The organism is Streptomyces sp. NPDC005648, from assembly GCF_040605395.1.
In the GTDB taxonomy this organism is placed as follows: Bacteria; Actinomycetota; Actinomycetes; order Streptomycetales; family Streptomycetaceae; genus Streptomyces.
Genome location: NZ_JBEXCS010000118.1, coordinates 1 through 12,797, shown reverse-complemented (window position 1 = coordinate 12,797; position 12,797 = coordinate 1). Strand labels below are relative to the sequence as shown.

Sequence of the window (12,797 nt, the reverse complement as noted above, 5' to 3'; positions counted from 1 at the left end):
GCCGACGGTCGGTGCCCCCAAGCAGTACGCATCCCCGTACCAGTCTGGTACGATATTAGGTACCACTCTAGGAGAGGACGTGTGCCATGGGCCTCACCGCCAGCGAGGCGCGCAAGGAGCTTTTCCCCCTGATCAAGAAGGTCAACGACGACCACGCGCCCGTACGCATTCACTCCAAGAACGGCGACGCGATCCTCATGTCCGCGGAGGACTACGACGCCTGGCAGGAAACGATCTACCTTCTGCGATCGCCGGCCAACGCCCGGCGCCTCATGGAAGCCGTCGCACGCGACCGCGCGGGCCAGACCGGGGTCACCAAGACCCTTGACGAACTCCGGGATTTGGCCGGTGAGGAGTGAGGGACGTCAACTTCGATCCGGCGGCCTGGGACGACTTCCAGTACTGGCTGGCGACCGACCGCAAGATGGTGCGGCGCGTCGTTCGTCTGATCGGCGAGATCCAGCGTGATCCGTTCAACGGCATCGGCAAGCCCGAGCCCCTCAAGGGCGATTTGTCCGGCTACTGGTCGCGACGCATCGACGACGAACACCGCCTCGTCTACCGAGCCGACGACAAAGAGGTCAAGATCCTCAAGGCGAGGTACCACTACACCGGCTAGGAGCCGAGAATCCCCCGCTGGTACGCCGTGGCCACCGCCGCCGCGCGGTCGTTGACGCCCAGTTTGGTGTAGAGGTGGGTGAGGTGGGTCTTCACGGTCGCCTCGCTGATGAAGAGTTCGCGGGCGATCTCGCGGTTGGAGGTGCCCTTGGCGACCAGGGTGAGGACCTCGCGTTCGCGGGTGGAGAGGGGTTCGTTGCCGGGGGACGAGCCCGGGGTGCGGACCGCGGAGACCAGGCGGGAGGCGACCGCCGGGGAGAGCACCGTACGGCCGTCGGCCGCCGCGCGGACCGCGGTGAACAGTTCGTCGCGCGGGGCGTCCTTCAGCAGATAGCCCGTCGCCCCCGCCTCGATCGCGGGCAGGGTGTCGGAGTCGGTGTCGTACGTCGTCAGGACCAGGATCTTGGCGCGGGTGCCGCGGCTCGTCAGCTCACGGATGGCGTCCACTCCCCCGCCGCCGGGCATGCGCAGATCCATCAGGACCACGTCCGGGTCGAGCGCCTCCGCGCGGGCGACGGCCTCCACGCCGTTCGCCGCCTCACCGAGGACCCGGAAACCGGGCGCGGACTCGAACATGCCGCGCAGGCCGTCCCGCACGACGGGATGGTCGTCGACGATCAGCAGGGAGATCAACGGCTCTTCAGTCATGGCGGACCAACGGTACGCGAGCAGAAAGGGCGGTGCCGTGGCCCGGTTCGGACTCGACGGTCAGGGAGCCGGCGATGCGTTCGGCGCGGGCGCGCATGCCGTCGAGGCCGAAGCCACCGGTGTGGGAGCGGGCGGGCAGGTCCAGGGGGGCGAAGCCGGTGCCGTCGTCGCGGATGTCGAGGATGACCTCGTCGCCCAGGAAGGAGAGGGTCACGCCGACTCGGGTGGCCCGGGCGTGGCGGGCCGCGTTGGACAGGGCCTCCTGGACGATACGGAGCAGGGTGGCGGCCACCTCCCCGTGGAGTTGTTCCGCCGTCCCGGTGACCGTGAACTCGGCGCGCACGCCCGTCCGTTCGCCCCATTCGGCGACCGTCTTCTTCAGGGCCTCCGGCAGCCCGTCGTTCTCCAGGGCCACCGGCGCCAGGTTGTGCACCGAGCGGCGGGCCTCCCCGAGGCTGTGCCGGGCCAACTCCATGGCGCGGCCCATGTGTTCACGGGCCGCCTCCCGGTCGGGGGTGTTCGTGACCACCTGGAGCTGCGCGATGATGCCGGTCAGTCCCTGGGCGATGGTGTCGTGGATCTCGGCGGCGAGGCGCCGGCGTTCGTCGGCGACCCCGGCCTCCCGTGCCTGGACGAGGAGTTGGGCGTGAAGGGCGGCGTTCTCGTCGAGGGCCTGCTGCAGCGCCGCGTTGGTGCGTTCGAGTTCGGCGATGGTGGCGGTGCGCTCACGGGACCGCTGCTGCTCCTGGTCGGTGAGATGGGCGACCACCATCTGCAGACCGGAGTTGGCGACCAGCAGCGCCGCGAACACGGCCCACTGGAGCGCGCTCCCGAACGGCATCCCGCCGGCCTGCGCCCCCGCCACGGTGACCGCGCTCGCCAACAGCCCGACCCGCTGCCACCGCCTGCCCGGGATCGTCTCGTCGGCGTCCATGTAGCCCGAGGCGGCGTAGAACGCGAAGAACGGGTTGAGCCAGGTGAGGACGAAGGCGAGGGCCCAGCGGACGATGTAGTACGCCGTCCCGGTCCCGGACGGCGTACGGCCGCGGCCGGGCCGGCGCAGCCGGACGCCGTGCCACCACAGTTGGAGCACGACCGCGGCGCCGACCAGGATCCAGCCGGTGTACCACCTGACCGGGTGGGCGGCCGGGTCGGCCGTCGCGACCGCGGGGACCAGACCGATGCCGAGCAGCGCGTACGGCCCCCAGGTGTGCAGTTGGTCCCAGCGCCGGTCGATCTGGCTGTCCACCATGGTCATGTCCTCAGTGTGCATGGGCCGCCCGCCTACTCCCAGCGGAACCAGCGACTGGCCGCGCCGGTCAGCAGCAGCACCCACATGGCCAGCACGCCGAGGTGCTCCCAGCCCGGCCAGTGTCCGGCCGCCGCCCGGTTCAGGGCCTCCGCGGCGGCGCCGAAGGGCGTGTACCCGACGATCCGCGCCATCAGGTGCGGCATGGCCTGGGTGGGCAGCCACACGCCCGCGCAGAACATCGACGGGAAGAAGAAGGCCGAGCCGATCGCGCCCGCGATCTTCGTCGTACGGGACAGCGCCGACACCACCGATCCGAGAGCGAGGGCGGCGAGGACCGCGAGCAGCAGGGCGAGGACGTATCCGAAGGGCTGCTCGGGCAGTCGTACGTCGAAGGCGAGCCGTCCGACCGCGAGGGCGAGCAGCGCCGACGCGAGGGCCGCGCCGCCGTAGACGAGCATCTGTGCGGAGAGCAGGGCGGACGGGCGGACCGGGGTGGTGGCCATCCGGCGCAGGATGCCGCGCTCCCGGTAGCCGGTGAGGGTCTGCGGCATCGACTGCAGCCCGCCGACGATCATGCCGAGCAGTACGGCGACGGGGACGTAGACATCGATGGTGCGCAGACCGCCGAGGTCGGCCTGGTGGTCCCGGAAGGACGGGATGGAGCCGAGGATGACGAGCAGAAGGGTCGGGAAGAGCAGGATCCAGAAGAGGGCGCCGGGTTCGCGGCGGAAGAGCCGGACCTCGGTCCTCAGTACGGCGGTGGTCATGCCGCTGACTCCTTCGTCAGGTCGAGGAACGCGTCGTCGAGCGTGGCGTCGGAGACGCGGAGCTGGTGGGCGGTGATGTGGTGGCGGGCGAGGAGGGTGATGACGGCGTTGACGGTCTCGTCGCTGCCGGACAGCGTGAGGCGGCCGTCCCTGCGTTCGATGGAGGTGAGGGCGGGCAGCGTGTTCAGGTCACGGTCGTCCAGCGGCGCCGACGGTGTGAAGCTGATGACCGTGGAGCCGGCCGAACGCCGGATCAGACCGGCCGGGGTGTCCAGTGCGGCCACCCGGCCCTTGTCGATCACCGCGATCCGGTCGCACAGCCGCTGCGCCTCCTCCATGAAGTGCGTGACGAGCAGGACGGTGACCCCGCCCGCGCGCACGTCCTCGATGAGTTCCCAGGTGTCCCGGCGGGCGCGCGGGTCGAGCCCGGTGGTGAGCTCGTCGAGGACGACGACCCGGGGGTTGCCGATGAGGGCGAGCCCGATGAACAGGCGCTGCTTCTGGCCGCCGGAGAGCTTGCCGAAGCGGGTGGTCAACCTGGCCGTCAGGCCGAGGCGTTCGGCGAGCGGCGCCCAGTCCGAGGGGTTCGGGTAGAAGGAGGCGTACAGTTCCAGCGCCTCGCGGACGGTGATCTTGGGTTGCAGCTCGCTCTCCTGGAGCTGCGCGCCCAGGACGCGTGCCACGCGCGCGTGGTCGGTGACGGGGTCGAGACCGGTCACCCGGACCCGGCCCGCGTCCGGGACCCTGAGCCCCTCGACGCATTCGACGGTGGTGGTCTTGCCGGCGCCGTTCGGGCCGAGGATCCCGAAGATCTCGCCCTCCTCGACGGCGAAGGAGACGCCGTCGACCACGGCTCGGCCGCTGTAGGTCTTGCGCAGATCGGTGACTTCGATGACGGGCATGGCTCCAGGGTTCCGGCGGGGCCCCTGTCACCACATCGCCCAAGGCGCTCGACCGCGCATCAACCGATCGGTTGATGCCCGCCTACGACCCGGTGCGCCGCCGCGTCCGACCGTTCGAACACGCAGGTCGTAGGAGCAGCGGCCGAACCGGGTCCGGCCAAAAGTCGGTGGGCGTTGTCAGTGGCGGTCCGTAGTCTGCCCAGTGATGCCCACGACTCGTGCAACCACCAAGGACCGATCGGCCGTACGAACCCTGCTGCGCCTGTGGCCCTATGTGCGGCCGGTACGGGCGCGGCTGATGACCGCCGCCTTCGTCGCGGTGGTCGCCTCGTGCGTGGGGCTGGTGATCCCGCTCGTCCTGAAGTGGATGGTGGACGGGCCGGTGGCCGACCGGGACCCGGCCGGGGTGTGGCTCGGCGCGCTGTACCTGCTGCTCCTCGGCATCGCGGAGGCGCTGCTGTTCGGGCTGCGCCGCTGGCTGGTGGCGCGGCCCCTGTCGGGCGTCGAGGCGGGCATGCGGGCCGATCTGTACCGCCATCTCCAGCGGCTGCCGGTCGCCTTCCACGACCGGTGGGCCTCCGGCCAGCTCCTCTCCCGCGGCACGACCGACCTGATGCTGCTCCGCCAGTTCCTGGCCTTCCCGCTGACCTTCCTGCTGGTCAACGCCGTGACCATCCTCGTCGGGGTGATCATCATGCTGGCGCAGGACTGGACGCTGGGGTTGGTGATCCTGGGTCCGGCGATCCCCGTGATCGTCACCTGCGTGGTTTTCGAGAAGCGGTACGCGCTCGTGGCGCGCCGCGCCCAGGACCAGGTCGGCGATCTGACGACGGTGGTCGAGGAGAGCGTGCTCGGCATCCGCATCATCAAGGGCTTCGGCCGCCACCGCACCCAGGCTCTGGTCTTCCGCGAGCTCTCCCGGAAGCTCCGGGGCACGGAACTGCACAAGGCCCGCCTCCTGGCCACGATCTGGGGCGTCATAGTGACCCTCCCGGAGCTGGCGATCGGCGCGGCACTGGTGCTCGGCACGATGCAGGTCGCTGACGGCAACCTGTCGGCGGGCACGCTGGTCGCCTTCCTGTCCACAGCTCTCGCCCTGCGCTGGCCGGTGGACTCGATCGGCTTCCTCCTGGCAATGAGCCAGGAGGCAGCCACCGCGACGGAGCGCTACTTCGAGGTGATGGACGAAACCCCGGAACAGGAAGCGCCCCAAAGGGGCGCGGGGCCGCATCGGATCGCGGCTTCGGCGCGGGGCGCGACAAGCCCCCACCGAGCCGCACCCGACAACGACGGCATGCACTTCACTTCCGTCTCCTTCCGCTACCCGGACGCCTCCCCGGACTCGCCCCCGATCCTCGACCGCGTGGACCTCCACATCCGCCCCGGCGAATCCATGGCCCTGGTCGGTGCCACCGGCAGCGGAAAGACCACCCTCACCGCCCTCGTCCCCCGCCTCCACGAACTCACCAGCGGCCGCATCACCCTCGACGGCAAGGACATCACCGAGATGCCCAGAGAATCGCTGCGCGCACTCGTCGCCGTCGCCTTCGAGGAACCCACCCTCTTCTCCGCGAGCGTCGGCGAGAACGTCCTCATGGGCGCCGACGAGCACGCCGGGGACGCCGAGCTGAACCGCGCCCTGTCCGTGGCACAGGCCGAGTTCGCGCACGCGCTGCCCCAGGGCACCGGGACCCAGGTCGGCGAACAGGGGCTCAGCCTCTCCGGCGGCCAGCGCCAGCGCCTCGCCCTGGCACGGGCGGTCGTGGGAAGACCCAGGTTCCTCGTCCTCGACGATCCGCTCTCCGCGCTGGACGTGCACACCGAGGCCGCCGTGGAGGCCGCGCTGCGGGAGGTGCTCGCTGAGACCACGGCGCTGATCGTGGCGCACCGCCCCTCCACCGTGCTGCTCGCCGACCGGGTCGCCCTGCTCTCCGGCGGCCGTATCACCGCCGTCGGCACCCATCACGAACTGCTGCGCACCAACGCCGAGTACGCCCATCTGATGTCCGGTACCGGGGAAGCGGAGGACGACGACCGATGACGGCTCCCACCACCCCCGTCACCCCACCCGACGACGAACCGGACCTCGCCCGCCCCAAGGACGCCGGCGACCCCTTCGACCGGGACGTCCTGCCCACTCCGCCGGGCGCGACGGCCACGCTGCTGCGCGCGCTGCTCGCGCCGATGAAGGCCCGGGTCGCCCTCACCACTCTGCTCCTGCTGCTCCAGCAGGCGGCCGTGCAGGCGGGCCCGCTGCTGGTGGCGTACGCGATCGACAACGCCGTACCGGCGCTGAGTCGCGACGACCACGGGCCGTTGGTCGCGGTGGCCGTCGCCTACGGGCTGTGCGCGCTGGTCTCCGGTGTGCTCCAGTCGGCGTTCGTCATGGCCTCCGCGCGGGTGAGCCAGGACGTGCTGCTCGATCTGCGGGGGCGGATCTTCCGGCACGCCCAGGCACTGAGCATCGACTTCCATGAGCGCTATACGAGCGGCCGGCTGATCTCCCGGTCCACCACGGACGTGGAGTCGCTGCGGGAGCTGCTGAACGAGGGCCTGCAGGAACTGGTGACGGTCGTCCTGTCCTTCGTCTACATCTCGGCGATGCTGCTCTGGCTGGACCTGGGGCTCGGGGCGGTCGCGGTGGTGTCCTTCGTGCCGCTGTACCTCCTCGTACGGCTCTACCAGCGGCGCGCCGGCCGGGTGTACCGGGTCCGCTCCACCGCGATCGCGGCCGTGATCGTGAAGTTCGTCGAGACGATGAACGGCATCCGTCCGGTGCGCGCGTTCCGGCGCGAGGCGGCCAACGACGCGGACTTCGGTGTCCTCAACAGGCGCCATGAGCGGACGAACGGCGACGCGCTCCTGGAGATGGCCCGCTATGTGATCGGCTCCCGGCTGGTCGCCAACACGGCCGTCGCCCTGATCGTGCTGTGGGGCGCCTACCGGGTGGCGGGCGGCTCCCTCGAACTGGGCGTCCTGGCCGCCGCGGTCCTCTACCTCCGCCGGCTCTACGACCCCATCGACCGGCTCGGCATGTTCCTCAACGCCTATCAGTCGGCGGCGGCCTCCCTGGAGAAGATCGCCGGCCTGCTGGCCCAGACCCCGTCGGTACCGCCGCCCTCGACCCCCCGCTCCCTGCCCGCGCTGGAGAGCGAGCACCCGGGCCGTGAGGTGGTCTTCGACGCCGTGCGCTTCGGCTACCGCACCGGCGGCGAGGTCCTGCCCCGCTTCGACCTCACCCTGCCCGCCGGGCAGACGGTCGCCGTCGTCGGCTCCACGGGCGCCGGCAAGTCGACCCTCGCGAAACTCCTAGCCCGCTTCTACGACCCCTCCGACGGACGGGTCCTGCTGGACGGCGTCGACCTGCGCGACCTGACCGTGCCCGAACTGCGGCGCGGGGTGGTGATGGTGACGCAGGAGGCGTTCCTGTTCTCCGGCACGGTCGCCGAGAACATCGCCATCGGGCGGCCGGACGCGCCCCGGGAGGAGATCGAGCGGGCCGCCAAGGCGATCGGCGCGCACGAGTTCATCAGCGCGCTGCCGGACGGCTACGACACGGACGTACGCAAGCGGGGCGGCCGTATCTCCGCGGGCCAGCGCCAACTCGTCGCGTTCGCACGGGCGTTGCTGGCCGACCCGGCGGTCCTCATCCTCGACGAGGCGACCAGTTCGCTCGACATCCCGGGCGAACGGGCCGTGCAGCGGGCCATGTTGACGGTGCTGCGCGGCCGTACGGCGGTGGTGATCGCCCACCGTCTGTCGACCGTGGAGATCGCGGACCGGGTACTGGTCATGGAGCACGGGCGGATCGTCGAGGACGGCACTCCGGCCGAACTCGTCGCGGGGACGGGCCGGTTCGCGGATCTGCACCGGGCGTGGCGGGACAGTCTGGCATGAGCTTCCAGGGGGACAGGTGATCGACGCGTACGAGGATCCCGGCGAGCCCGACTGTCGTGGCGGCTGGCACTACCTGTGGTGGCTGGTCCGGCGTCAGCTCGGCAGATGCGTCGCCGGGGCGCTGCTCGCCAGCGTCTGGATGGTGCTGATGGCGGCGGCGCCGTATCTGATGTCCCGGGCGATCGACGACGGGCTGGTGCCGGGGCGTCTGGGGGTGCTGGCCTGGTGGACGGTGGCGTTGTTCGTGGTCGGCGCGTTCAACGCGTGGCTGAGCATCATGCGGCACCGCACCATGACCCGGGTGCGGATGGACGCCAACTTCCGCACGGTCAAGGTGGTCCTCGGGCACGCCGTCCGCCTGGGCGCCGCGCTGCCGCGCCGGGTGGGGGCCGGCGAGGTCGTCACGATCGGCGTGGGTGATGTGCAGACGATCGCCCAGGCGCTGACCGTCGTGGGACCGGGCGCCGGAGCGGTGGTCGTCTACGTGGTGGTGGCGGGCCTGCTCCTCACCATCTCGGCGCCCCTCGCCGTCGTCGTCCTGCTCGGTGTACCCCTGATCGCCCTCTGCGCGGGCCCGCTGACCGTCCGCCTGCAGTCCGCCGAGTCCGAGTACCGCCGGCGCCAGGGGGTGCTGACGGCCCGTATCGGCGACCTGGCGGGCGGGCTGCGTGTGCTCAACGGCCTCGGCGGCAAGGGCCTGTTCGCGGACGCCTTCCGTCGTGACTCGCAACACCTGCGGGTCCAGGGCTACCGGGTCGGCGCGGTGGCCAGCTGGATGCAGGCCTTCGGCGTCGGCCTGCCGACCCTGTTCCTGGCCGTGGTGACCTGGCTGGCGGCCCGCCTGGCCGCCCAGGGGGACATCAGCGTGGGCGAGTTGGTCGCGGTGTACGGCTATGCGGCGGTGCTGGTGGGCCCGGTGGCCTTCTTCGTCCAGATGACCTACGACCTCAACCGAGGCGTGGTGGCCGCCCGAAGGGTCGTACGCCTGCTGACGGTCGAGCCCGAACCGGACGACGGCACCTGTCCAGCGCCGGCCGGACCCTCGGTCCTGCACGACCCCGAGTCGGGGGTACGCGTGCTCCCCGGCCGTCTGACGGCCCTCGTCGGAGCCCGCCCGGGCGACACGGCCGGGGTCGTCGACCGGCTGGGCGGATACGTCCCGTCGACGGTGACCTGGGGCAGTACCCGCCTGGACGCGATCCCCCTGTCCGAGGTCAGATCCCGCATCCTGGTGGCCGACAACGAGGCCGACCTGTTCGCCGACACCCTGCGCGACGCGGTGGGCGGCCGCTCGAATGACGCGCCCCTCCTCCAGGCCCTCCACGCGGCCGTCGCGGACGACATCGTCCAGGGCCTCCCCGACGGCCTGGACTCACAGCTGACCGCCCAGGCCCGCAACCTCTCCGGCGGCCAACGCCAGCGCATCCGCCTCGCGAGAGCCCTCGCGGCCGACCCGGAGGTACTCCTCGCCACCGAACCGACCTCCGCCCTCGACGCCCACACGGAAGCCCTGGTGGCCACCAGGCTCCGTACCGCCCGCGAGGGCCGCACCACCCTGGTGACCACGACCTCCCCCCTGATGCTGGACCGCGTCGACACCGTGCAGTACCTGGTCGACGGGAAACTCGCCGCCACCGGCACCCATCGGCGGCTGCTCGCGGAGGAACCCGGCTACCGCGCCCTCGTGGCGCGGGACGTGGACGAGGAGGCCGTACGGTGAGCTCCCCCACCGCCCATCTCCCGGTCGCCGAACCCGCCGCCGTACGCCGCGCCATGCTCCGCCTGATGCGTGCCGACCGAAGGGCCTTCGGCGCCGCCCTCGTCCTCAACTCCCTGGCCGCCGCGGCCGGTCTCGCCGGCCCCTGGCTGCTCGGAAGGATCATCGACGAGGTCCGGGCGGGGCACGGTGCCGGCGCCGTGGACCGCCTCGCCCTCGGCATCGTCGTCTGCTCACTCGCCCAGCTCTTCCTCGCCCGCTGGGCCCGCTACGTCGGTCACCGCTTCGGCGAGCGCACCCTGGCCCGGGTCCGCGAGGAGTACGTCGACCGGGCGCTCGCGCTGCCCGCGTCGGTCGTGGAGCGGGCCGGGGCCGGCGACCTCACCGCGCGCGGCACCGCGGACGTGAGCACGGTCGGCACCACCCTGCGCGACGTCGGCCCCGAGCTGCTCGTCAACACCGTGCAGGCGCTGTTCGTCATGGGCGCGGTCTTCGCGCTGGACCCGCTGCTCGGCCTGTTCGGCGTGGTGGGGCTGACCCCGATCTGGTTCGCCCTGCGGTGGTATCTGCGCAGGGCGAGGGCCGGCTATCTGGCCGAGGGCGCGGCCACTTCGGAGGTCGCCGAGATACTCGCCGCGACCGCGTCCGGGGCGCGCACGGTGGAGGCGTTCCGGCTCCAGGAGCGACGGATCACGGCGAGCCGGGACGCGCTGGAGGCGTCCCGGCGGACCCGGTTGTACACGCTGTTCCTGCGCTCGGTGTTCTTCCCGGCGGTCGAGGTGTCGTACACGGTCCCGGTGGCCGGGGTGCTGCTGGTGGGCGGGGCGCTGCATGCGCGCGGCGCGGTGGGCCTGGGCGCGGTGGTGGCGGCCGCGCTGTATCTGCGCCAGTTCACCGAGCCGCTGGACCAGATCCTGATGCGGGTCGAGCAACTGCAGAGCAGCAACGCCTCGTTCGCCCGGGTGGAGGGTCTGGCCGCGGCCCCGCGGACCGCCCCGGGCGCCGACTCCCCCGTCCCGGACGGCGACCGTATCGACGTCACCACCGTCCGGTACGCCTACGACCGCGGCGGCGAGGTCCTGCACGGTGTCGATCTGACCGTGCGGCCCGGCGAGCGGCTGGCCGTCGTGGGTCCCTCCGGCGCCGGCAAGACGACCCTCAGCCGACTGCTCGCGGGTGTCGACGCCCCCACCGAGGGCACGGTGACCGTCGGCGGTGTCCCGGTCGCCGATCTCGGACCCGAACAGCTGCGCCGGCAGGTCGTCCTGGTCACCCAGGAGCACCATGTGTTCCTCGGCACGGTCCGCGAGAACCTCCTGGTCGCCGAACCCACGGCCACCGACGAGGAGTTGTGGACGGCGCTGACGGCGGTGGGCGCCGACGACTGGGTGCGCGAGCTGCCCGACGGACTGGACACACGGCTCGGTGAGGGGGGTGCACGCACCGACGGCTCCCAGGCGCAGCAACTGGCGCTCGCCCGGGTGGTGCTGGCGGACCCGCACACCCTGATCCTCGACGAGGCCACGGCGCTGCTCGACCCGACGACCGCCCGGCACACCGAGCGCGCCCTGGCCGCCGTACTCGAGGGCCGTACCGTCATCGCCATCGCCCACCGCCTGCACACCGCCCATGACGCGGACCGGGTGGCGGTGATGGAGGACGGCCGGCTCACCGAACTCGGCACGCACGACGAGCTGGTGGCGGCGGACGGGGCGTACGCGGCGCTGTGGCACACATGGCACGGCGGGCCGTCGTAGGACCGGGACCAGGACGTCACGGGCCCCGCAACCGCTCACGATTCAACAGCGGATCCGCATACCGAACATGAACAACCGGACAACGAACCAATTCCGGCCAAGTTCATGACGCGCTCCTGACAAGGCCCGGATCTCCTGCCACCCTTCCCACAGCTTCAACACAGCAACCCCACAGCTCCACCCCTAGTTCTGCCCGGACGGTCGACCCACCGTCCGGATCTCCCCTGGCCGCGTGACCCGCGGCCACGCAGAAGGAGTCAGTGTTGAGAAGCAGTTCCTCTCGCAGACGCACCTCCCACACCCTCGCCGTTGTCGGCGTCAGCGCTCTGCTCGCCGCGGCCGTCCAGTCGGGCGCCGCGTCCGCCGCCCCGGCCGCCTCCTCGGCCGCCAAGGGCAACCCGGCCCACGCGGCCGTCAAGCTCTCCCCCTCGCAGCGCGCCGAGCTGCTGCGCGACGCGGACACCGCCCGCACCCGGACCGCCGCGGACATAGGCCTCGGCGTCAAGGAGAAGCTGGTTGCCCGGGACGTCGTCAAGGACGCCGACGGCACGCTGCACACCCGGTACGAGCGCACCTACGGCGGTCTGCCGGTCCTCGGCGGCGACCTGATCGTCGACAGCGCCAAGTCGGGCGCCACCGAGCGGGTCATCAAGGCGACCAACGCGACGATCAAGGTCGCGTCCCTCACCCCGGAGGTCACCAGGGCGGCCGCCGAGCAGCAGGCCGTCAAGCGCGCCAAGGCCCTCGGCGGCACCAAGTCCGCAGCGGACAGCGCCCGCAAGGTGATCTGGGCGGCCTCCGGCAAGCCGGTCCTCGCCTACGAGACCGTCATCGGCGGCTTCCAGGACGACGGCACCCCGAACCAGCTGCACGTCATCACCGACGCGGCCACCGGCAAGAAGCTCTACGAGTACCAGGGCATCGAGAACGCGACCGGCACCGGCAATACCCAGTACAGCGGCACGGTCTCGCTGACGACGACCCAGTCGGGCTCGAACTACAACCTGACCGACGGCGACCGCGGCAACCACAAGACGTACAACCTGAACCGCGGTACGTCCGGCACCGGGACGCTGTTCTCGCAGACCAGCAACACCTGGGGCAACGGGACGACGTCCAACGCGGCCACCGCCGGCGCGGACGCCCACTACGGCGCGGCGGTCACCTGGGACTTCTACAAGAACACCTTCGGCCGCTCCGGCATCAAGAACAACGGCGTCGGCGCCTACTCCCGCGTCC

Annotated in this window: 10 protein-coding genes and 1 pseudogene; 7 read left to right on the top strand and 4 right to left on the bottom strand. The window is 71.6% G+C overall.

All coding sequences use genetic code 11. The annotated features are described in order from the left end of the window. The first annotated feature begins 86 nt into the window (after positions 1-86). Together ABZT17_RS40305 and ABZT17_RS40300 are read left to right on the top strand one after the other, a co-directional pair. A complete protein-coding gene (locus ABZT17_RS40305; protein ID WP_356356917.1) occupies positions 87-359 on the top strand; it encodes a type II toxin-antitoxin system prevent-host-death family antitoxin in 273 nt (90 codons plus the stop codon). After that, entirely contained in the window at positions 356-619 is a 264-nt protein-coding gene (locus ABZT17_RS40300) for a Txe/YoeB family addiction module toxin (protein WP_356356915.1), read from the top strand. Before ABZT17_RS40305 ends, ABZT17_RS40300 begins: the two co-directional genes overlap by 4 nt. Here the strand turns inward: ABZT17_RS40300 and ABZT17_RS40295 are convergent. The 4 genes from ABZT17_RS40295 to ABZT17_RS40280 are packed head-to-tail and all read right to left on the bottom strand — an operon-like array spanning position 616 to position 4,187. Beyond that, positions 616-1,266: a response regulator transcription factor gene (locus ABZT17_RS40295; protein ID WP_356356913.1), complete on the bottom strand. Its 651-nt coding sequence runs from the start codon at positions 1,264-1,266 to the stop codon at positions 616-618. The genes ABZT17_RS40300 and ABZT17_RS40295 overlap by 4 nt on opposite strands. Next, a complete protein-coding gene (locus ABZT17_RS40290) occupies positions 1,259-2,524 on the bottom strand; it encodes a sensor histidine kinase (protein WP_356356911.1) in 1,266 nt (421 codons plus the stop codon). The genes ABZT17_RS40295 and ABZT17_RS40290 overlap by 8 nt, the downstream gene beginning before the upstream one ends. 26 nt (positions 2,525-2,550) lie before the next feature. After that, positions 2,551-3,285 carry an ABC transporter permease gene (locus tag ABZT17_RS40285; protein WP_356356909.1) on the bottom strand — a complete coding sequence of 245 codons (735 nt, stop codon included), beginning with the start codon at positions 3,283-3,285 and terminating at the stop codon, positions 2,551-2,553. Beyond that, positions 3,282-4,187, bottom strand: a complete 906-nt coding sequence (locus ABZT17_RS40280; protein WP_356356907.1) for an ABC transporter ATP-binding protein — start codon at positions 4,185-4,187, stop codon at positions 3,282-3,284. Before ABZT17_RS40280 ends, ABZT17_RS40285 begins: the two co-directional genes overlap by 4 nt. Before the next feature lie 205 nt (positions 4,188-4,392). Between ABZT17_RS40280 and ABZT17_RS40275 the strand changes: the two genes are divergently transcribed. The 5 genes and pseudogenes from ABZT17_RS40275 to ABZT17_RS40255 form a co-directional block, all read left to right on the top strand. After that, complete coding sequence (locus tag ABZT17_RS40275) at positions 4,393-6,228, top strand: ABC transporter ATP-binding protein (protein WP_356356905.1); 1,836 nt, start codon at positions 4,393-4,395, stop codon at positions 6,226-6,228. Next, a complete protein-coding gene (locus tag ABZT17_RS40270) occupies positions 6,225-8,084 on the top strand; it encodes an ABC transporter ATP-binding protein (RefSeq protein WP_356356903.1) in 1,860 nt (619 codons plus the stop codon). The genes ABZT17_RS40275 and ABZT17_RS40270 overlap by 4 nt, the downstream gene beginning before the upstream one ends. 16 nt (positions 8,085-8,100) lie before the next feature. Next, positions 8,101-9,804 (top strand): ABC transporter ATP-binding protein, encoded by a 1,704-nt coding sequence (locus ABZT17_RS40265; protein WP_356356901.1) that lies wholly within the window; start codon positions 8,101-8,103, stop codon positions 9,802-9,804. A 53-nt stretch (positions 9,805-9,857) separates the two neighbouring features. Then, the gene (locus ABZT17_RS40260; RefSeq protein ID WP_356356931.1) at positions 9,858-11,558 is read left to right on the top strand and encodes an ABC transporter ATP-binding protein; all 1,701 of its coding nucleotides are present in this window, start codon (positions 9,858-9,860) and stop codon (positions 11,556-11,558) included. A gap of 263 nt (positions 11,559-11,821) precedes the next feature. Beyond that, positions 11,822-12,797 (top strand): annotated as a pseudogene (locus ABZT17_RS40255) (peptidase M4); the annotation flags it as partial.